We start from the raw sequence: 23,550 nt of genomic DNA on the forward strand, positions 1-23,550 counted from the left end.
CAACCCCTAGATGCCCCCTACGACCCCCTGGAGACCCAGGGAGCGATAGGGGGCAACCGGTATTCGGCAACTCTATTGAAGGGTATGGAAAATCCTGGCCGACATCGAGAACGACGTCAATAGCAGAATTCCCGTCATGCCCTTCCGAGACCCTTGTTGATGAATGCGAAGAGCTCTTCGTCGCTGGCCGACTGGAGCTGTTCGGCGTCGACCGTGTCCTTCGCCGGTCGCTCCGGCGCCGCCGTGGTGGCGGGTTCGGCGGTGACCGCCGTGCCGTCCGACTCGTTCCACTTCGCCATCAGCGACTGCAGGCGCATGGTGATCCGGGCCCGGGTGATGTTGTCGGGCGCGGTGCCGGTGAGCGCGGTCTCCAGCTTGTCGAGTTCTTCGAGCACCGCGGTGCCGTCGGCCGCCTCGTCGGGCACGATCCCGGCCCGCAGATAGGCGGCCACGGCGGCCGGGGTCGGGTGGTCGAAGATCAGGCTCGGGGGCAGCTTCAGCCCGCTCGCGGCGCCGAGCCGGTTGCGGAGTTCGACAGCGGTCAGCGAGTCGAAGCCCAGCTCCTTGAAGGCCCGGCCCGCCTCGATCGCCTGGGCGCCGGAGTGGCCGAGCACGGCGGCCACCGCGCTGCGCACCAGATCCAGCAGCACCCGCTCCCGCTCGGTCTCCGGCAGCGCGGCGAGCTGTCCGGCCAGGGCCGCCCCGGCGGCCGCGCCGGCGGCCGCGCCGCCGCCGTCGGCCTCGGCGGTGGCCATCTCCTCCACGACCTCGCGGGCCTCGGGCAGGTCGTGCAGCAGCGGACGCGACCGGTCGGCGGTGAAGGCGAGGGTGAAGCGCCGCCAGTCCATGTCGATGACGGTCAGCGCGGTCTCGTCGCGGTCCAGCGCGTGCTGGAGGGTGGTGGTGGCCGGTTCCGGCGCCATCTCGTTGATGCCGTGGCGGCGCATCCGGTCGCCGACCGCGCCGTCCACCGTGGCGCCGTCGCCCCACGGGCCGAAGGTCAGCGTGGTGGCGGGCAGCCCGTCCGCGCGGCGCTGTTCGGCGAAGGAGTGCAGGAAGGCGTTGCCGGGCGCCTGGTTGCCCTGGCCGGGTGCGCCGAAGGTGGCGGAGAAGTGCGAGCACAGCACGAACGCGGTCAGGTCCAGGTCCCGGGTGAGCTCATGCAGATGGCGCGTGGCGTCCACCTTCAGCCGCAGCACCCGCTCGACCTGATCCGCGGTCAGCCCCTCGATCACCCCGTCCTCGATGACCGCGGCGGTGTGCACGACGGCGGTCAGCGGCTGGTCGGCCGGGATGGCCGCGAGGGTCTCGGCGAGCGCGACGCGGTCGGTCACATCGCAGGCGGCGAGGGTGACCTTGGCGCCGAGTTGGGTCAGCTCGGCCTCCAGCTCGACGGCCCCGGGGGCGTCCGGGCCCCTGAGGCTCGCCAGCACCAGGTGCTCGGCGCCGTTGCGGGCCAGCCACCGGGCGACCTGCCCGCCGAGCCGTCCCGTACCGCCGGTGACCAGCGTGGTGCCGGTCGGCTTCCAGGACCGTACGGCGGAGGTGTCGGCCAGCGGGGCGCGCACCAGGCGGGGCCCGAAGAGGCCGGTGGCGCGGATCGCGGCCTGGTCGTCGTCGCCGTCGGAGGCGAGGAGGCCCACCAGCCGGGTCAGGGCGCGCTCGTCGGGCGTGGCGGGCAGGTCGATCAGACCGCCCCAGCGCTCCAGGTGCTCCAGCGCGGCCACCCGGCCCAGACCCCAGACGAGCGCCTGCTCGGGGGCGGCCGGCCGGTCCGAAGCGCCGACGGAGACGGCGCCGCGGGTCAGGCACCACAGCGGGGCGCCGATTCCGGCGTCGCCGAGGGCCTGGATCAGCGCGAGCTGGGCGGCCGTTCCGGCGGGCAGCGAGGCGTGTTCGGGGTGCGCGCCCTCGGCCGGGGCCAGCAGCGAGACGACCCCGGCGAAGGAGCCGCCGTCGGCTTCGGCGAGCGCGGTGCGCAGCCGCTCGGCCAGTTCGTCCCGGCCGTCGGTGCCGGTGTCCACGGCGATCCGCCGTACGTCGGCGCCGCGTTCGGCGAGCACACCGGCCACGGCGTCGGTCCAGACGTCCTCGGCGGCCGGGGCGACGACGAGCCAGGCGCCGGACAGCCGCGCGGACCGCTCCTCGGCGAGCGGCTTCCAGGTCACCCGGTAGCGCCAGCCGTCCACCGTGGACCGCTCACGGGCCTGCTTGCGCCAGGTGGCCAGGGCGGGCAGGACGGCGCTCATGGGCTGATCGCCGTCGACGGTCAGCTCGGCGGCCAGCGTCTGCCAGTCCTCCGCCTCCACGGCGGCCCAGAACGTGGCCTCCACCGGGTCGTGCCCGGTCTCCCCGGTCGCCCGCGCGGGTGCGGCCTCGGGCCAGTAGCGCTGCTGCTGGAAGGCGTAGGTGGGCAGCTCGATACGGCGGGCGCCGGTGCCGGCGAACACGGCCTCCCAGTCGACGCTCACACCCCGCGACCACGCCTCGCCGACCGAGGCCCAGAAGCGGTCCTGGCCGCCCTCGTCACGGCGCAGCGACCCGATCGCGGCCGCGTCGACACCGGCGTCCTCGGCGGTCTCCTGCACACCCATCGTCAGCACCGGATGGGCGCTGGACTCGATGAACACCCCGAAGCCCTCGTCCAGCAGCCGCCGGACCGCGCCCTCCAGCTCAACGGTGCGACGGAGGTTGGTGAACCAGTACTCGGCGTCCAGCTCGGAACCCTCGGCCCACTCCCCCGTCACCGTGGACAGGAACGGCACCTGGGCGCTCTTCGGCTGTACGGGGGCCAGCAGCTCCAGGAGTTCCTCGCGGAGCAGCTCGACCTGGGCGGAGTGCGAGGCGTAGTCCACCGGCACCCGGCGGGCCCGCACCTCATCGGCCTCACACGCGGCGACCAGCTCGTCCAGCGCCGTCGGCTCGCCGGAGACGACCACCGAGGACGGCCCGTTGACCGCCGCGACGGAGATGCGCTCCTCGCCCCAGGGTTCGATGCGCTCACGCACGTCCGCCACCGGCAGCGCCACCGACACCATGCCGCCCTTGCCCGCCAGCACCCGGCCGATCGCCTGACTGCGCAGCGCCACCACCCGTGCCGCGTCCTTCAGGGAAAGGATCCCCGCCACATACGCGGCGGCGATCTCGCCCTGCGAGTGGCCGATCACCGCGGACGGGACGACACCCAGCGAGCGCCACAGCTCGGCGAGGGAGACCATCACCGCGAACAGCACCGGCTGGACCACATCCACCCGGTCCAGCGACGGCGCACCCTCCGCGCCGCGCAGCACATCCACCAGCGACCAGTCGGTGAACTCCGCGAGCGCCGCGGCACACTCCTCCATGTGGGCCGCGAAGACGGGCGAGGCGTCCATCAGCCCCACGCCCATCCGCACCCACTGGGACCCCTGCCCGGGGAAGACGAACGCCGTCTGCCCGGCGACCACCGTGCCCCGCTCCACACCGGCCGCCATACCGCCGTCGGCGAGCGCGTTCAGCCCGGCCATCAGCTCCTCGCGGTCCCGGCCCTGGACCACACCGCGGTGGTCCAGCGCGGAGCGGGTGGTGGCCAGCGACAGGCCGATGTCCACCGGGCGCAGCGCCGGTTCGTCGTGGAGCCGGTCCAGCAGCCGCCGCGCCTGGGCGCGCAGCGCCGCCTCGCTCTTGCCGGAGAGCACCCACGGCAGCACACCCGGCTGCTTGGACACCAGCTCGACCGGGCCCGGCTCCTCGGCGGGGGCCTGCTCGATGATGGTGTGCGCGTTGGTGCCGCTGAAGCCGAAGGAGGAGATGGCCGCACGGCGCGGGCGGCCGGTCTCGGGCCACGGCGTGGCCGACCTGACCAGCGCGACCTTCCCCGCCGCCCAGTCGATGTGCGGGGACGGCTCGGCGATGTGCAGCGACTCGGGCACCACCCCGTGCTCCATCGCCAGCACCATCTTCATCACCCCGGCGATGCCCGCGGCGCCCTGGGTGTGGCCGATGTTGGACTTCACCGATCCGAGCAGCAGGGGCAGTTCCTCGGGCCGGTCCTGGCCGTAGGTGGCCAGCAGCGCCTGCGCCTCGATCGGGTCGCCCAGCGAGGTGCCCGTGCCGTGGGCCTCGACGACGTCCACATCGCCGCCGGACAGTCGGGCGTTGGCCAGCGCCTGCTGGATGACGCGCCGCTGGGACGGGCCGTTGGGCGCGGTCAGACCGTTGGACGCACCGTCCTGGTTGACGGCGGAGCCGCGCACCACGGCCAGCACCTTGTGGCCCCGGCGACGGGCCTCCGAGAGCCGCTCCAGCAGCAGGACGCCCACACCCTCGGCCGGGCCGAAGCCGTCGGCGTCCGCCGAGAACGCCTTGCAGCGGCCGTCCCGCGACAGCCCGCGCTGGCGGCTGAACTCGATGAACAGACCCGGGGTGGACATCACATGGACGCCGCCCGCCAGGGCGAGCGAGCATTCGCCCAGCCGCAGCGACTGGACGGCCAGGTGCAGCGCCACCAGCGACGCGGAGCAGGCCGTGTCCACCGTGACGGCCGGGCCCTCGAGGCCGAAGACATAGGAGAGCCGGCCGGAGACGACGCTGCCGGCGTTGCCCGTGCCGAGGTGGCCGCCGAAGTCGTCCTCGGCGTCGAGCGCCACCGACAGATAGTCGGAGGCGTTCATGCCCGCGAAGACACCGGTCCGGCTGCCGCGCAGGGACGCCGGGTCGATCCCGGCCCGCTCGAACGCCTCCCAGGACGTCTCCAGCAACAGCCGCTGCTGCGGGTCCATCGCCATGGCCTCACGCGGCGAGATCCCGAAGAACGCCGCGTCGAACCGGGTTGCGTCGCCCAGGAACCCGCCCTCCCGGGTGTAGGTGGTGTCCGGGGTGTCCGGGTCCGGGTCGAACAGGTTCTGCAGGTCCCAGCCGCGGTCGGCCGGGAACTCCGTCTGCGCCTCGCCACCGGAGGCCATGAGCTCCCACAGCTCCTCGGGGGTGCGCACACCCCCGGGGAAGCGGCAGCTCATGCCCACGATGGCGATCGGCTCATGGGCCTGTTCGTCGACCTCCTGCAGCCGCCGGTGGGCGGCGGTGAGGTCGGTGGTGACCTTCTTCAGATATTCGCGGAGCTTGGCTTCGTTCGCAGTCGCCATGGACGTTCACCTATTCGCAATGCTCTGGTTCGTCGGGGGGTTCGGATGGGTGTGCTGCCGCGCTTCAGCCGTTGCCGAACCTCTTGTCGATGAAGTCGAAGAGGTCGTCGTCGCTGACCTCTTCGAACGCGTCCGCCTCGGCGTCCGCCCCGGCGTCGTCCGCGGTGCGACGCACGTCGTTCCACTTCGCGAGCAGCGTCTGGAGGCGCACCGCGATGTTCGCATGCGCGGCCTCGTCCTCCGTCACCGATGCCAGATCCTCCGGCGTCAGCGAGGACAGGCTGTTCTCCAGCCGCTCCAGTTCCTCCAGTACGGACACTCCGGGGCCGTCGGCCTCCGGCGCCACTTCCTGACGCAGATGCCGCGCGAGCGCCACCGGTGTCGGGTAGTCGTAGACCAGCGTGGCCGTCAGCCGCAGCCCGGTGGCCGCGTTCAGCCGGTTCCGCAGTTCCACGGCCGTCAGCGAGTCGAAGCCCAGATCCTTGAACGCCTGCTCGGCGCCCACCTGGTCCTTCGAGGCGTAGCCCAGCACGGCCGCCACCTGACGGCGGACCAGGTCCAGCACGGTCAGCTGCTGCTGGGCCTCCGACTGCCCGGCCAGCCGCTGGGCCAGCGTGCCGTCCCCGGTGTCCGCCACCGCCTCCGGGGCGGCGGGGCCGCCGGTCGCGGCGCGGCGCACGGGCGTGCGCACCAGACCGCGGTAGAGCGGCAGCAGCTCCCCGGTGGCGGCGGCGGCGCGCAGCGTCGCCATCTCCAGCCGTACGGGCACGAGTACCGCCTCGTCGGCCACGGCGTGGGCCGCGTCGAACAGGGCGAGCCCCTCCTCTGTGGACAGCGGCAGCACCCCGCCGCGCGCCGCCCGCTGCTGGTCGGCCTCGCCGAGCCGGCCGCCCATGCCCCGCTCCTCGGCCCACATGCCCCACACCAGGGACAGTGCGGTACGGCCGGTGGCGCGGCGGTATCCGGCGAGGGCGTCGAGGAAGACGTTCGCCGCCGCGTAGCCACCCTGGCCCGCGCCGCCCAGCGTGCCGGCCGCGGCCGAGAAGAGCACGAAGGCCGACAGGTCCAGCTCGCGGGTCAGCTCGTGCAGGTTGACCGCCGCGTCGACCTTGGGCCGCAGCGCCGTGTCCACCCGCTCGGGCGTCAGCATGTCGATGACACCGTCGTCGAGGACGCCCGCGGTATGCACCACGGCCGTCAGCGGACGGTCGGCCGGAATCGTGGCCAGCAGCCCGGCCAGCGCCTCCCGGTCGGCCGCGTCGCATGCGGCGACAGTGGCCTGTGCGCCCACCTCGGCCAGCTCCGCCACCAGTTCGGCCATGCCGTCGGCGGCGGGACCGCTGCGGCTGGTGAGCAGCAGATGGCGGGCGCCGTGCGCGGTGGCCAGATGGCGGGCGAACAGCCTGCCCAGACCGCCGGTGGCGCCGGTGATCAGCACCGTGCCGTCCGGGTCGATGGCCTTGCCGGTCGGGTCGATGGCCTTCTTCCCCGACGCCTCGGCGGCCGGGGCCGCCTCGACCCTGGCCAGACGGGGCGCGTACGCCGCCCCGGCGCGCAGCGCCAGCTCGGGCTCGCCCGAGTCCAGCGCCGCCGCGATCGCCGGGTACGACACCTCACCGTCCACGTCCAGCAGCACGAACTGGCCCGGGTTCTCCGTCTGCGCCGAGCGCAGCAGGCCCCACACCGGCGCGTGCACCAGGTCCGCCACCGCCGGGTCGGCGGCCGCGGCGACCGCGCCACGCGTGACCACGACCAGCCGGGCCGATCCGGGCCGGCCGCCGTTCAGCCACTCCTGGAGCAGGCCCAGGACACGGTGGGTGGCCGTGTGCACACCGGCGGCGAGGCCGCCCTCGGCGCCCGGCTCCGGCGGGAACGGCACCAGTACGGTGTCCGGCGCGGCCTCGCCCGCCTCGACCGCCGCGTTCAGCGAGACGAGGTCGTCGTGGACCGCGGCGCGGAACCCGGCCGTCTCCAGGGCCACGCTCAACTTGAGCTCATCGCCGCCGATGACGGCGAAGCCCGCCGACGCGGTCCGCGAAGGCGCCTGCGAGGACGCCGTCGAGGGCTCCTTCGAGGGTGCCGCCACCGGCGCCCAGTCGATGCGGAACAGCGACTCATGGCGGTCGGAGGCGGTCGCACCGGCGATCCGGTCCACCTCCAGCGCCCCGGTCTCCAGCGCGTCCACCGACGCGACGAGCGCACCCGTCTCATCGGCCGCCACCATCGACACCGCGCCGTCCTCGGTCAGCGCCAGCCGTACGCGCAGCGCCTCGGCGCCGACCGCGTACAGGCTCACCCCACGCCAGGAGCGCGCCACCGCGGCGCCGCCCGCGCCCAGCGCGAGCGGCTGCAGCGCACCGTCCAGCAGGGCCGGGTGCAGGGCGAAGCGGGCGGCCTCGGGCTGCCGCTCCGCCGCCACGCGGACCTCCGCGAACAGCTCCTCGCCACGCCGCCAGACGCGGCGCAGGCCCTGGAACGCGGGGCCGTGCAGCAGTCCGGCGCGCGCCATGCTCGCGTACAGCTCATCGGTGTCGACCGCTTCCGCGTCGGCGGGCGGCCACACGGACAGCGACTCAACGCCGCCACCCGCCGGGGTCATGCCCGCCACCGCCTCGCCCGAGGCGAGCACACCGGCGGCGTGCCGGGTCCACGGCCGGTCCGCCTCCGCGCGCTCGTCCCGCGCGTACACGCCCAGCGGGCGACGCCCGTCGGCGTCCGGCTCGCCGACCGACACCCGCAGCCGCACCCCGCCGCGCTCCGGCAGGATCAGCGGTTCGTCCAGGGTCAGCTCCGCCAGCAGCCCACAGCCCACATGGTCCCCGGCGCGCACCGCCAGCTCCACGAACGCGGAGCCGGGCAGCACGGCCGTGTCCGCGACCGTGTGGTCCGCCAGCCACGTGTGCGAGGCGAGCGACAGCCGCCCGGAGAACACATACGCGTCCGCGTCGGGCAACTCCACCGCCGCGCCCAGCAGCGGGTGATCGGCCGAACCGAGCCCCGCCGAGGCGACCTCGTCCAGGCTCAGCTGAGCGTCGACCCAGTAGCGGCTGCGCTGGAAGGCGTACGTCGGCAGCGCGACCTTCCGGGCCCCCGTACCGGCGAAGAACGCCTCCCAGTCCGGGGCCAGGCCGCGGACGTACAGCCGGGCCAGCGCGCCGGTCAGCGCCTCGGCCTCCGGCCTGCCCTTGCGCAGCGCGGGCAGCAGCTCGGCCGCGTCGGGCTCGGCCAGGCAGTCCTGCGCCATGGCGGTGAGGACACCGTCGGGGCCCAGCTCCACGAAGGTGGTCACGCCCCGGGCTTCGAGGGTGCGGACGCCGTCGAGGAAGCGCACGGCCTCCCGGACGTGGCGCACCCAGAAGCCGGGGCTGGTGATCTCCTCGGCGGAGACCGGCTCGCCCGTCAGGTTGGACACGATGGGGATGTGCGGGGCCTCGTAGGTCAGCCCCTCCGCGATCTCGCGGAACGCGTCCAACATGCCGTCCATGCGCGGGGAGTGGAACGCGTGGCTCACGGTGAGGCGCTTGGTCTTACGGCCCTGCGCCTCGAACGCCGCGGCGATCTGCAGCGCCTCGTCCTCATCACCCGCCACCACGACCGACGTCGGCCCGTTGAGCGCGGCGATCGACACCCGCTCGGTCAGCAGCGGCGCCACCTCGTCCTCGGACGCCTGGACGGCGATCATCGCGCCACCGGCAGGCAGCTCCTGCATCAGGCGGCCACGGGCCGCCACCAGCTTCGCCGCGTCGGCGAGCGAGAACACACCCGCCACATGGGCAGCCGCCAGCTCACCGATCGAGTGGCCGGACAGGAAGTCCGCCTTCAGGCCCCAGGTCTCCACCAGCCGGAACAGCGCCACCTCGATGGCGAACAGCGCGGGCTGGGTGAATCCGGTCCGGTCCAGTGCGGTGGCGTCGTCGCCGAACAGCACGTCCCTCAGCGGCCGCTCCAGATGCGCGTCCAAGTGGGCGCACACCTCGTCCAGCGCGTCCGCGAACACCGGGAAGGTGTCGTACAGCTCACGGCCCATGCCGAGCCGCTGGCTGCCCTGTCCGGTGAAGAGGAACGCCACCTTGCCACCGGACACCGAGCCCTCGACCAGGCCCGGCACCTCCAACTCGCCTCGCGCCAGCGCCGCGAGACCGGCCGGCAGCCCGTCCCCGCCGTCCGCGGTGAGCACGGCCCGGTGGTCCAGGGCGGCGCGGGTCGTGGCGAGCGAGTAGGCCACATCGGCGGCGGCCGGTGCGGTCGCGCCGCCGAGGTGGGCCAGGAGCCGTTCGGCCTGGCCGCGTACGGCGGCCGGGGACTTGGCCGACAGCACCCACGGCACCGTCGGCAGCTCCACCGCCGGAGCGACGGTGGGGCTCTCCTTCGGCTCCGGGGCCTGCTCCAGCAGGGTGTGCGCGTTGGTACCGCTGATGCCGAACGCGGAGACCGCGGCCCGGCGCGGACGGCCGGTCTCCGGCCACTCCCGCGCCTCGGTCAGCAGCTCCAGCTCACCGGCGGACCAGTCGACATGTGGGGTCGGCTCGTCCACGTGCAGGGTCGGCGGGAGCACACCGTGCCGCAGTGCCAGCACCATCTTCATCACCCCGGCGACGCCGGCCGCGGCCTGCGTGTGGCCGATGTTGGACTTGATGGAGCCGAGCAGCAGCGGCCGCTCGGGGTCCCGCTCCTGGCCGTACGTGGCCAGCAGCGCCTGCGCCTCGATCGGGTCGCCCAGCGTCGTACCGGTGCCGTGCGCCTCGACCGCGTCCACCTCGGACGCGGACAGCCCCGCACCGGCGAGCGCCTGCCGGATCACCCGCTGCTGCGAGGGACCGTTCGGCGCCGTCAGACCGTTGCTGGCTCCGTCCTGGTTGATCGCGGAGCCGCGGACGACGGCCAGCACCTCATGGCCATGGCGCTGGGCGTCCGACAGCCGCTCGACGAGCAGCATGCCCACGCCCTCGCCCCAACCGGTGCCGTCCGCACCGGCGGCGAACGCCTTGATCCGGCCGTCCTCCGCCAGCCCACGCTGACGACTGAAGTCCACAAACGAACCCGGCGTCGACATCACCGTCACACCACCGGCCAGCGCCAACGAGCACTCACCCGCCCGCAACGCCTGAATCGCCCAGTGCAACGCCACCAACGACGACGAGCAGGCGGTATCCACCGTCACCGCAGGACCCTCAAGGCCCAGCGCGTAGGACACCCGGCCCGACATCACACTGGCCGCGTTACCCGTCCCCATGAAGCCATCGCCGCCGTCCGGCGAGTGGAGCACGAGCGACATGTAGTCCTGGCCGTTGGTGCCCGCGAACACGCCGACCTGCTGACCGCGCAGCGTCGTCGGGTCGATCCCGGCCCGCTCGAACGCCTCCCACGAGGTCTCCAGCAACAACCGCTGCTGCGGGTCCATGGCAAGCGCCTCGCGCGGCGAGATCCCGAAGAACGAGGCGTCGAAGTCCCCGGCGTCCGCCAGGAATCCGCCCTCGCGGACATAGCTGGTGTTCTCGGTGGCGGAGTCCGGGTCGTACAGCGCCTCCAGGTCCCAGCCACGGTCGGCCGGGAAGCCCGTCACCGCGTCCTGCCCGGAGACCAGGAGCCGCCACAGCTCCTCCGGCGACCGCACACCACCCGGGAAGCGGCAGCTCATCCCGACGATCGCGATCGGATCGTCGGCGACGGCCACCGTCGTGGACGGCACACCGGCGACCGCCTCGGCCGCGCTCTCCTCGCCCCAAATCTCCGTACGGAGGTGGGCGGCGAGCGCCGAGGACGACGGGTAGTCGTACACCAGCGTGGGCGGCAGCCGCAGCCCGGTCACGGTGTTCATGCGGTTGCGCAGCTCGACGGCGGTCAGCGAGTCGAAGCCCAGATCCCGGAACGCCCGGTCCGCCTCCACCGCCTCCGCGTCGGAGTGGCCCAGCACGTCGGCCACGGCCGAGCGCACCAGGTCCAGCAGCATCCGCTCGCGCTCGGCCGCCGGGACCCCCGCGAGCCGCTGGGCCGGCGAGGACTCGTCCGCGCCGCCACCGGCCGTACGGGCCGTCCGCCCGCCTTCGGCCTCCAGCGCGGTACGCACCTCGGGCAGCTCCAGCAGCAGCGGGCTCGGCCGGGAGGCGGTGAAGCCGGGGGCCAGCCGCTCCCAGTCGATGTCCGCGACCGTCACCGCGGTCTCGTCCAGGTCCAGCGCACGCTGCAGCGCGGCGATGGCCAGGTCCGCCCCCATCGGCGGCACACCGGCGCGGCGCATGCGCTGTTCCAGCGCGTCGTCCGCGGCCATCCCGCCCTCGGCCCACGGGCCCCAGGCCACCGAAGTGGCGGGCAGGCCCTCGGCCCGGCGGCGCTCGGCGAGCGCGTCCAGGAAGGCGTTCGCGGCGGCGTAGTTGGCCTGACCGGCGGCGCCGATCGAGCCCGCGAACGAGGAGAACAGGACGAAGGCCGTCAGGTCCAGGTCCCGCGTCAGCTCATGCAGAGTGGCCGCGGCCTCGGCCTTGGCCCGCAGGACGGAGGCGAAGCGCTCGGGGGTCAGCGACTCCAGAACGCCGTCGTCCAGCACCCCGGCCGCGTGCACCACCGCCGTCAGCGGCAGTTCGGCCGGAAGCCCCGCCACCAGTGCGGCCAGCGCCTCGCGGTCGGCGGCGTCGCAGGCCGCGACGGTCACCCGGGCGCCCGAGGCGGTGAGTTCGTCCCGCAGCTCGGCCGCGCCGGGGGCGTCGAGGCCACGGCGGCTGGTGAGCACCACATGTTCGGCGCCCTTGTCGATCAGCCAGCGGGCCACATGCGCGCCCAGCGCGCCCGTACCGCCGGTCACCAGGACCGAGCCCGCGCCCGGCCGCCAGTCGCGGCCACGCCCGGTGTTGGCGGACCGGGTCAGCCGGCGCCCGAAGACGCCGGAGGCGCGCACCGCCACCTGGTCCTCGCCCTGGCCACCGGCCAGCACACCCGCCAGCCGCGACAGCGCCCGGTCGTCCACCGTCTCCGGCAGATCGACGAGACCGCCCCATCGCTCGGCCAGTTCCAGGGCCGCGACCCGGCCCAGGCCCCAGACCCGGGCCTGCGACGGGTCCACCGGACCGTCCGCGCGGCCGGTCGAGACCGCGCCGCGCGTGGCGACCCACAGCGGCGCGTCCACGCCCAGATCGCCCAGCGCCTGCGCCAGGGCGGCCGTACGGACCAGCCCGTCGGCGCCCTCGGCGAGGGCCGGGAGGGCGAACACCCCGGCCGGCGGAGCGTCGGCGACCGCCTCGGCCAGCCGCTCGGCCATGCCCGTACGGTCCCCGGCGGCCAGCTCGACCCGCTGGACCTCGGCGCCGCGTGCGGACAGCGTCCGTACGACACCCTCGGCCAGTGCGCGGTCCGCCTCTCCAGCGGTGGTGACGACCAGCCAGCGGCCGGTCGGCGCCGCCTCGGCGCGAGCGGCCACCGGCTTCCAGGTCACCTGGTAGCGCCACGCGTCCACGGTGGACCGCTCGCCCTGGCGGCGCCGCCACGAGGACAGCACCGGCAGAACGGCACCCAGCGAGGTGAGCGCGTCGGCGTCCTCGGACTGGAGCGTCCCGGCCAGGGCCTCCAAGTCCTCGCGCTCGACGGCCTCCCAGAACCGCGCGTCCACCGAATCCATGGCCGCGACGGCCTCGCGGACCTCCTCCGGGTTCTCCACCCAGAAGCGCTGCCGCTGGAAGGCGTAGGTCGGCAGCTCGATGGCGCGGGCTCCCGTACCGGCGAAGAACGCCGACCAGTCCAGAGCCAGCCCCCGGGTGTGCAACGCGGCGAGGGCGGTGGTCATCGCCCCCGGCTCGTTACGACCCTTGCGAAGCGCCGATACGAAGGCGGCGGCATCGCCGGAGACGCACTCCTGGGCCATGGCGGTGAGGACACCGTCCGGGCCCAACTCGACGTAAGTGGTGACGCCCTGGGCCTCCATCGTCCGGACGCCGTCGAGGAAGCGGACCGCCTCGCGGACGTGGCGCACCCAGAAGTCGGGGCTGGTGATCTCCTCGGCGGAGACCACGGTCCCGGTCAGGTTGGACACGATCGGAATGCGCGGGGCCTCGTACGACAGACCCTGCGCCACCTCACGGAACGCGTCCAGCATCCCGTCCATGCGCGGCGAGTGGAACGCGTGGCTGACGGTGAGCCGCTTCGTCTTCCGACCCTGCGCCTCGAAGCCCGCCGCGATCTGCAGCGCCGCGTCCTCGTCACCCGCGATGACCACCGACGTCGGCCCGTTGAGCGCGGCCATCGACACACGGTCGGTGAGCAGCGGTGTGACCTCGTCCTCCGATGCCTGGATGGCAATCATCGCGCCACCAGCAGGCAGCTCCTGCATCAACCGCCCACGAGCCGCCACCAGCTTCGCCGCATCGGCGAGCGAGAGCACACCCGCCACATGCGCGGCGGCCAGCTCACCGATCGAATGCCCGGAGAGGAAGTCGGGCCGCAGCCCCCATGCCTCCACCAGCCGGAACAACGCCACCTCGACCGCGAACAGCGCGGGCTGGGTGAAACCGGTCCGGTCGAGCGTCTCCGCGTCCTCCCCGAACAGCACCGTCTGCAGCGGCCGTTCCAGATGCGCGTCCAGCTCCGCGCAGACCGCGTCCAGCGCCTCCGCGAACACCGGATAGGCGTCGTACAGCTCACGTCCCATCCCCAGCCGCTGACTCCCCTGTCCGGTGAACAGGAACGCCACCTTGCCGCCCCCGGCCACCGTCCCCTGGACCAGCCCCGCGGCCGACTCGCCGCGCGCCAGCGCCTCCAGGCCGGACAGCAGCCCGTCCCGGTCCTCGCCGACGACGACCGCGCGCCGCTCCAGCGCCGCCCGGCCCGTCGCCAGTGCGTAGCCGACGTCGGTGGTGTCCAGGTCGGGGTGGGTGCCGAGGTGGGCGAGGAGCCGTTCGGCCTGGCCGCGCAGGGCGGCCTCGGACTTGCCCGAGAGCACCCAGGGCACCGTCGGCAGCTCCGCCACCGGAGCGGTCGCGGGGATCTCCTCGGGGGCCGGGGGCTGCTCGATGATCGTGTGCGCGTTCGTGCCGCTCACGCCGAACGACGAGATGGCCGCCCGGCGCGGCCGGCCGAGCTCCGGCCACGGCCGGGCCTCGGTCAGCAGCTCAAGGTCGCCCGCCGACCAGTCCACATGCGGGGTGGGCTCGTCGATGTGCAGCGTCTGCGGAAGCACGCCGTGTCGCATCGCCATGATCATCTTGATGATGCCCGCGACGCCCGCGGCGGCCTGGGTGTGACCGATGTTGGACTTCAGCGAGCCGAGCCACAGCGGCTGCCCCTCCGGCCGGCCGCGGCCGTAGGTGGCGAGCAGGGCCTGGGCCTCGATCGGGTCGCCCAGCGTCGTGCCCGTGCCGTGCGCCTCCACCACGTCGACATCGGCGGTGGTGAGCCGGGCACTGGTCAGCGCGTCGCGGATGACGCGCTGCTGGGACGGGCCGTTGGGCGCCGTCAGACCGTTGGACGCGCCGTCCTGGTTGATGGCCGAGCCCCGCACGATCGCCAGGACGCGGTGTCCGTTGCGCCGCGCGTCCGACAGCCGCTCGACGAGCAGCATGCCCGCGCCCTCGGCCCAGCCGGTGCCGTCCGCCGACGCCGCGAAGGACTTGCAGCGGCCATCGGTGGACAGGCCCTGCTGGCGGCTGAAGTCGATGAACGTGTCCGGGGTGGCCATGACGGTCACACCACCGGCCAGCGCCAGCGAGCACTCGCCGTTGCGCAGCGCCTGTGCGGCCAGGTGCAGTGCCACCAGCGACGACGAGCACGCGGTGTCGATGGTGACGGCCGGGCCTTCGAGACCGAAGGTGTACGCCACCCGGCCCGAGGCGATGGAGCCCGCGCCGCCCGTACCGAGGTAGCCCTCGAGCCCCTCGGGGACGGCGGTCAGCCGCGTCAGATAGTCGTGGTACATGACGCCCGCGAAGACACCGGTCTTGCTGCCGCGCACGGCCGCAGGGTCGATGCCCGCGCGCTCGAACGCCTCCCACGACGTCTCCAGCAGCAACCGCTGCTGCGGATCCATCGCCATGGCCTCGCGCGGGTTGATCCCGAAGAAGTCCGGGTCGAAGTCGGCGGCGTCGTGCAGGAAGCCGCCCTCGCGGGTGTAGCTGGTGCCCACCTGGTCGGGGTCGTCGCTGTAGAGCGCGTCGAGGTCCCAGCCACGGTCGACGGGGAAGTCGGAGATGGCGTCGGTGGCGCCGATGACGAGCTGCCACAGCTCCTCGGGGTGGTGACCCCGCCCGGGTAGCGGCAGCTCATCCCGACGATGGCGATCGGCTCGTCCTCGGTGACGGCCGTCACCGGGACCGGGGTGTGCACCTCCGCCGACTCCTCGCCCACCAGCTCGGTCCGCAGATGGCGGGCCAGGACCTGCGGGTCCGGATAGTCGAAGATGAGCGTCGCGGGCAGCCGCAGCCCGGTGCCGGAGTTGAGCTGGTTGCGCAGCTCAACGGCGGTGAGCGAGTCGAAGCCCAGATCCTTGAACGCCCGCCCGGAGCCGATGGTCTCCGCACCCGCGTAGCCGAGTACGGTCGCCACCTGCGCCCGGACCAGGTCCAGCAGCAGCCGCTCCTGCTCGGGCTCGGACAGCCCGGCGAGGCGCCCGGCCAGGCCGGACTCGCCGCCCGCCGCGACCGCGTCCACCGCGCGCCGCGCCGGGACCCGCACCAGACCGCGCAGCAGCGGCGAGATGGCGGGCTGGTTGCGCAGCGCCGCGAGGTCCAGGCGCATCGGCACCAGCGACGCCTCGTCGACGGTCAGCGCCGCGTCGAAGAGCCGCAGGCCCTCCGCCACCGGCAGCGGCGGCACTCCGGCCCGCCGCATCCGGGTGATGTCGGCCTCGTCCAGGGTGTCGCCCATGCCGCCACCGGCCCACAGGCCCCACGCCAGCGCGGTGGCCGGCAGGCCCTGCGCGGCGCGGTGCTGGGCGAGGGCGTCCAGGAAGACGTTGGCGGCCGCGTAGTTGCCCTGGCCCGGGCCGCCGAAGACACCGGCGGCCGAGGAGAACAGGACGAACGCCGAGAGATCCTGGTCGCGGGTGAGCTCGTGGAGGTTCCAGGCCGCGTCCACCTTCGGGCGCATGACGTGGTCGACGCGCTCGGGGTGAGGGAGCCGATCACACCGTCGTCCAGCACACCGGCGGTGTGGACGACCGCCGTGAGCGGGTGTTCGGCGGGGATGGCGGCGAGGGTCGCGGCGAGCGCGTCCCGGTCCGCCACATCGCAGGCGGCCCAGCGCACGTCCGCGCCCAACTCGACCAGTTCCGCGCCGAGTTCGGCCGCGCCCGGGGCCTGGTCGCCACGGCGGCTCACCAGCAGGAGCTGCCGTACGCCACGCTCCGCCACCAGGTGGCGGGCGAACAGGCCGCCCAGCGAACCAGATGCACCGGTCACCAGCACCGTGCCGTCCGGGTTCCACTCCGGGGTCTCGCTCTCGGCCGTTGACGCGGCGCGGGCCAGGCGGGGGGTCTTGAGGACGCCTTGCCGTACTGCGACCTCGGGCTCGCCGCTTGCGACGGCTGTGGACAGTGAGGGCAGCGCGGCCCGCGTGTCGTCGAGGTCGATCAGGACGAGGCGATCCGGGTTCTCGGACTGCGCCGAACGCACCAGACCGCGGACGGCCGCGCCAGCCGGGTCCGTTACCGGCTCACCGGGCTCGGTGGCCACGGTGCCCGAGGTGAGCAGGACCAGGCGTGAGTCCGTGAAGCGGTCGTCGGCCAGCCAGGACTGGAGGAGGTGGAGGGCTCGGGTGGTGGCGTGGTGTGCGGCTTGCGAGAGGTTGTCCCCTACCCCGCCCCTTCCCGAAACTTGGGGCTCCGCCCCGAGGCCCCGGTCCTCAATCGCCGGACGGGCTTGATGCGTCAGGTCCACCACGACGTATTCCGGCGGCGCCGTTCCGGAATCGGCCAGCGCGGCCAGGTCCGGGTATGTGGGGAGGCCCAGGGTGTCCGTACCCAGTGCCGCCCAGCGGCCGTCGCTCGGAGCATCGACCATGTCAGCAGGTCCGGCCTTCGTCCACTCCACGCGGTACAGCGACTCGTGGTACGCCGTCCGCGCGCTCCGCAGCTGCTCGGCCGAGACCGGCCGCAACACCAGCGAGTCCACGACCGCGACCGGGGCGCCCGCGGCGTCCGCGATCTCCAGGCGGACGCCGTCGCCGCCCACGGCGGCCATCCGCACCCGCAGCGTGGCCGCGCCGCTCGCGTACAGCGACACCCCGGTCCAGGCGAACGGCAGCCGCCCCTCGGTCTCGGTGCCACCGAGCCCGGCCAGGCCGAGCGCGTGCAGCGCGGCGTCCAGCAGCGCCGGGTGCAGACCGAACGCGGCGGCCTCCTCGGCCGTGTCCTCGTCCAGCACCACCTCGGCGAACACCTCGCCACCGCGCCGCCATGCCCTGCGCAGCCCCTGGAACGCGGGGCCGTAGGCGAAACCGACGTCCCGCAGCTCGGCGTAACGGTCGCCGACCTCCACCTCGGCGGCGTCCGCCGGAGGCCATGCGGTCAGCTCGAACGACGCCTCCGGCGCACCGTCGGACGCCAGGACACCGGACGCATGCCGGGTCCACGGCTCCTCGGCCGACAGGTGTTCGGCGCGGGAGTGCAGCTCCAGCGGGCGCCGGCCGGTGCCATCGGCCGCGCCGACCCACAGCCGCAGCTGGACGCCGCCGTCCTCGGTCAGGACCAGCGGCGCTTCGAGGGTCAGCTCCTCCAGCACCTCGCAGCCGACCTGGTCACCGGCCCGGACCGCCAGCTCCACGAACGCGGTGCCCGGCAGCAGCACGGTGTCCATGATCGTGTGATCGGCCAGCCACGGGTGCGTGGACAGCGCCAGCCGTCCGGTGAACAACATCCCATCAGCGCTGGGCAGTTCGGCGCTGGCGCCGAGCAGCGGATGCTCGGCCTCGCCCAGCCCGACCGCGGCCACGTCACCGAGGAACAGCGAGGAGACCTTCGGCCAGTAGCGCTGCCGCTGGAAGGCGTACGTGGGCAGCTCGGCCAGTTCGTCCGGCGCCAGTCGGGTGGCGCCGGTCCCGGCGTAGAAGGCCGCCCAGTCCACGGCCACACCGCGCACATGCGCCCGCGCGACGGCCGTGGTCAGCGCCTCGGCCTCGGGACGGTCCTTGCGCAGCGCGGAGAGGAACGCGGCGTCCGACGCGGAGTCGGTCACACACTCCTGCGCCATCGCGGTCAGGACCCCGTCGGGGCCCAGCTCGATGAACGTGGTGACGTTGCGCGCTTCCAACGTCCGCACACCGTCGAGGAAGCGGACGGCCTCGCGGACGTGGCGCACCCAGAAGTCGGGGCTCGTGATCTCCTCGGCGGAGACGACGTTCCCGGTCAGGTTGGAGACGATGGGGATCCGCGGGGCCTCGTACGACAGCCTCTCGGCCACCTCACGGAACGCCTCCAGCATCCCGTCCATACGCGGCGAGTGGAACGCGTGGCTGACCGTGAGCCGCTTCGTCTTCCGACCCTGCGCCTCGAAACCATCGGCAATCGCGACAGCCTCGTCCTCATCACCCGCGACCACGACAGACGTCGGCCCATTGAGCGCGGCGATGCTGACCCGCTCGGTCAGCAGCGGCAGCACCTCGTCCTCCGACGCCTGCACCGCGATCATCGCGCCACCGGCAGGCAGCTCCTGCATCAACCGACCACGCGCCGCCACCAACTTCGCCGCGTCCGCGAGCGACAACACACCCGCCACATGCGCGGCCGCCAACTCACCAATCGAGTGACCCGACAGGAAGTCCGCACGCAGACCCCACGCCTCCACCAACCGGAACAACGCCACCTCAACCGCGAACAACGCAGGCTGAGTGAACCCCGTCTGATCCAGCGCCTCCGCGTCATCCCCGAACAGCACCGTCTTCAACGGCCGTTCCAGATGCGCGTCCAGCTCATCGCAGACCGCGTCCAGCGCCTCCGCGAACACCGAGTACGCGTAGTACAGCTCACGGCCCATGCCGAGCCGCTGGCTGCCCTGCCCCGTGAACAGGAACGCCACCCGGCCGCCGGCCACCGCACCCTGAACGAGCCCGGCCGCCGTACGCCCCTCGGCGAGCGCCGCCAGGCCGGACAGCAGCCCGTCCCGGTCCTCGGCGATCAGCGCCGCGCGCTCCTCGAAGGCCGAGCGGCCCACGGCGAGCGCGCGGCCGAGGTCGGCCGTCCGCAGCTCGGTCCGCTCGGTCAGGTGGCCGTGGAGCTGCTGGGCCTGTTCGCGCAGCCCCTCCGCCGTCCGGGCCGAGAGCAGCACCGGCAGGGCCGCCCCGCCCTCATCGGCGGGCTCAACGGTCTCAACAACGTCAGCCGCCGGGGCCTCTTCCACCACGGCGTGGGCATTGGTCCCGCTGAAGCCGAAGGAGGAGATGCCCGCGCGGCGCGGATGGCCGGTCTCCGGCCATTCCACCTGCTCCGTCAGCAGGCTGATGTCGCCCGCCGACCAGTCCACATGCGGGGTGGGCTCGTCCACGTGCAGCGTCCGCGGCAGCACCCCGTGCCGCATGGCGAGAACCATCTTCATCACACCGGCGACACCGGCCGCGGCCTGCGTGTGCCCGATGTTGGACTTGATGGAGCCGAGCAGCAGCGGCTGCCCCTCCGCCCGGTCCTGGCCGTACGTGGCGAGCAGCGCCTGCGCCTCGATCGGGTCGCCCAGCCGGGTGCCCGTGCCGTGCGCCTCGACCGCGTCCACCTCGGACGCCGAAAGACCCGCACCCGCCAGCGCCTGGCGGATGACGCGCTGCTGCGACGGCCCGTTCGGCGCCGTCAGACCATTGGACGCACCGTCCTGGTTGACCGCCGTGCCGCGCACCAGCGCGAGCACCGGGTGGCCGTTCTTCCGCGCGTCCGACAGTCGCTCGACGAGCAGCATGCCGACGCCCTCGCCCCAGCCGGTGCCGTCCGCACCGGCCGCGAACGCCTTGATCCGGCCGTCCTCGGCGAGCCCGCGCTGACGGCTGAAGTCCACGAACACACCGGGCGTCGACATCACGGTCACACCGCCCGCGAGCGCGATCGAGCACTCGCCGCCGCGCAGCGCCTGGATCGCCGAGTGGAGGGCGACCAGCGAGGAGGAGCAGGCGGTGTCGATGGTGACCGCCGGGCCTTCGAGACCGAAGGTGTAGGCGAGCCGGCCCGAGATCACGCTGGCCGCGTTGCCCGTGCCCATATGGCCTTCGAGGCCCTGCGAGTCGCCCAGCAGCAGGGAGAGATAATCCTGGCCATTGGTGCCGACGAAGACACCGGCGGTGGAGCCGCGCAGCGTCGCCGGGTCGATCCCGGCCCGCTCGAACGCCTCCCAGGAGGTCTCCAGCAGCAGCCGCTGCTGCGGGTCCATGGCCAGGGCCTCGCGCGGCGAGATCCCGAAGAACGCCGGGTCGAAGTCGGCCGCGTCGCTCAGGAAGCCGCCCTCGCGGGCGTATGAGGTGCCCTCGACATCCGGGTCCGGGTTGTAGAGCGTCCGGAGGTCCCAGCCGCGGTCGGCGGGCATGTCCACGATGGCGTCCGTGCCGGACACCAGCAGTTGCCACAGCTCCTCGGGGCTGCGGACACCGCCCGGGAAGCGGCAGCTCATCGCGACGATCGCGATCGGATCGTCGTCGGCCACGCCCGCCACCGGCGACGCGCCGCCCGTGACCGCCACCTGTCCGCCGAGCAGTTCGGCGAAGAGGTGGTCGGCGAGGGCGAGCGGCGTCGGGTAGTCGTAGATGAGGGTGGCGGGGAGCCTCAGATCGGTGGCGGCGTTGAGGCCGTTGCGCAGTTCGACGGCGGTGAGGGAGTCGAAGCCGATCTCACGGAAGGCCCGTTCGGCGCTGATGTCGGACACATCGGCGTGGCCGAGGACCTCCGCGACATGGGTCCGTACGAGATCCAGCAGCGCCCGGTGGCGCTCCGCCTCGGGCAGGCCGAGGAGCCGCCGCGCGAGCGCGGAGGCCGTCTCGACCGGCGCGGTCTCGCCGGTCGCGGTGGCGGCGCCGCGCGCGGCGGCCTGGCGCACCTCGGGCAGGTCGGCCAGCAGGGGGCTGGGGCGGCCCGCGGTGAAGCCCGGGGCGAACCGGTCCCAGTCGACATCCGCCACGGTCACGGCCGCGTCGCCCAGGTCGAGGGCGCGCTGCAGGGCGTCGATCGCGAGATCGGCGTCCATGGGCGGCATCCCGGCGCGGCGCATGCGCTGCTCCAGCGCCTCGTCGGCGGCCATACCGCCCGCGGCCCACGGGCCCCAGGCGATCGAGGTGGCGGGCAGGCCCTCGGCGCGCCGCCGCTGGGCGAGCGCGTCCAGGAAGGCGTTCGCGGCGGCGTAGTTGGCCTGGCCCGCGGCGCCGACGGTGCCGCTGGTCGAGGAGAACAGCACGAACGCGGACAGGTCCAGCTCGCGCGTCAGCTCGTCCAGGGCGAGCGCGGCGTCGGCCTTCGCACGCAGGACGGAGGCGAAGCGCTCGGGGGTCAGCGACTCCAGAATGCCGTCGTCCAGCACCCCGGCCGCGTGCACCACGGCCGTCAGCGGCAACTCGGCGGGGAGGTCGGCCAGCAGCCCGGCCAGGGCCTCCCGGTCGGCCACATCACAGGCGGCGACGGTGATCCGGGCGCCGGTGGCGGCGAGTTCATCGCGCAGCTCGGCAGCGCCCGGGGCGTCGAGGCCCCGGCGGCTGGTGAGCACCACGTGTTCGGCGCCCTTGTCGATCAGCCAACGGGCCACCTGGCCGCCCAGCGCGCCCGTACCGCCCGTCACCAGCACGGTGCCGCGAGCGCTCCAGCCCTCGGACCCCGCCATCTGCCGTGCGGTCGCCCGCGCCAGCCGACGGCCGAACACCCCGGAGGCGCGGACGGCGATCTGGTCCTCGTCCCCGGCCCCGGCGAGCACCACCGCGAGCCGCGACAGCACCCGGTCGGTCATGGTCTCGGGGAGGTCGACGAGACCGCCCCAGCGGTCGGGCAGCTCCAGCGCCGCCACCCGGCCAAGTCCCCACACCTGGGCGCGGGCCGGGTCCACCAGCTCGCCCTGACGCCCCGTCGAGACGGCGCCCCGGGTGGCACACCACAGCGGCGCGTCGATCGCGGCGTCGCCCATGGCCTGCACGAGGGCGGCCGTGGGCAGCAGGGCGTCGGTGTCCCCGGTGGCCAGCAGCGAGAGCACACCGGCCACGGCCCCGCCGTCGGCCGCCGTACGCAGCCGCTCGGCGATGCCCGCGCGGTCCTCGGCGGCCAGGTCGAGCCGCCGCACCTCGGCGCCCCGCTCGGTCAGCGTACGGACGACACCGTCCGTCCACGCGTCGGCGGCGGTGTCCTCGGCGGGGGCGGCGACGAGCCACACCCCGGACAGCCGGCCGGCCGAGCCCAGCGACAGTGGCTTCCACGCCACCTGGTAGCGCCAGCCGTCGACACCGGCGGCCGCCCGGCTCGCCACCGACTCCTCGGGCCAGTAGCGACGGTGCTGGAAGGCGTACGTCGGCAGGTCGACGCGGTGGGCGCCGGTCCCGGCGAAGTACGCGGCCCACTCCGGCGCCACGCCCCGCACATAGGCGCGGGCGAGGGCGGTGGTCAGCGCCTCGGCCTCGGGACGGTCCTTGCGCAGCGCGGAGACGAACGCGGCGTTGCCACCGGTCACACACTCCTGCGCCATCGCGGTGAGGACACCATCGGGGCCCAGCTCCACGAAGGTCGTGACGCCTTGGGCTTCCAACGTCCTTACGCCGTCGAGGAAGCGGACGGCCTCGCGGACGTGGCGCACCCAGAAGTCGGCCGTCGTGATCTCCTCGGCGGAGACGACGCCACCGGTGAGGTTGGAGACGATCGGGATCCGCGGGGCCTCGTACGACAGCCCCTCCGCCACCTCACGGAACGCTTCCAACATGCCGTCCATACGCGGCGAGTGGAACGCATGGCTCACCGTAAGCCGCTTCGTCTTCCGACCCTGCGCCTCGAAACCCGCCGCAATCGCGACAGCCTCGTCCTCGTCACCCGCGATGACCACCGACGTCGGGCCGTTGAGCGCGGCAATCGACACCCGCTCGGTCAGCAGCGGCGCCACCTCGTCCTCGGACGCCTGGATGGCAATCATCGCGCCACCGGCCGGAAGCTCCTGCATCAACCGCCCACGCGCCGCCACCAGCTTCGCCGCATCGGCGAGCGAGAGCACACCCGCCACATGCGCGGCAGCCAGCTCACCGATCGAGTGACCCGACAGATAGTCGGGCCGCAGCCCCCACGCCTCCACCAACCGGAACAACGCCACCTCGACCGCGAACAGCGCGGGCTGAGTGAAACCGGTCCGGTCCAGCGCCTCCGCGTCCTCCCCGAACAGCACCGTCTTCAGCGGCCGTTCCAGATGCGCGTCCAGCGCATCGCAGACCGCGTCCAGCGCCTCCGCGAACACCGGATACGTCTGGTAGAGCTCACGGCCCATCCCCAGCCGCTGACTCCCCTGTCCCGTGAACAGGAACG

At 73.8% G+C, this 23,550-nt stretch carries 1 protein-coding gene and 3 pseudogenes; all 4 read right to left on the reverse strand.

The window, feature by feature from the left end:
* Positions 1-134: 134 nt before the first annotated feature.
* A pseudogene (locus BLV72_RS10945) lies at positions 135-5,114 on the reverse strand (type I polyketide synthase); the annotation flags it as partial.
* 73 nt (positions 5,115-5,187) lie between these two features.
* Positions 5,188-15,363: a type I polyketide synthase gene (locus BLV72_RS51975; RefSeq protein WP_425288513.1), complete on the reverse strand. Its 10,176-nt coding sequence runs from the start codon at positions 15,361-15,363 to the stop codon at positions 5,188-5,190.
* 46 nt (positions 15,364-15,409) lie between these two features.
* Positions 15,410-20,683, reverse strand: a pseudogene (locus BLV72_RS51980) (KR domain-containing protein); the annotation flags it as partial.
* Positions 20,684-20,836: 153 nt separating this feature from the next.
* Positions 20,837-23,512, reverse strand: a pseudogene (locus BLV72_RS51985) (type I polyketide synthase); the annotation flags it as partial.
* Between the last annotated feature and the right edge of the window lie 38 nt (positions 23,513-23,550).

It is taken from the genome of Streptomyces melanosporofaciens, from assembly GCF_900105695.1.
Lineage (GTDB): Bacteria > Actinomycetota > Actinomycetes > Streptomycetales > Streptomycetaceae > Streptomyces > Streptomyces antimycoticus.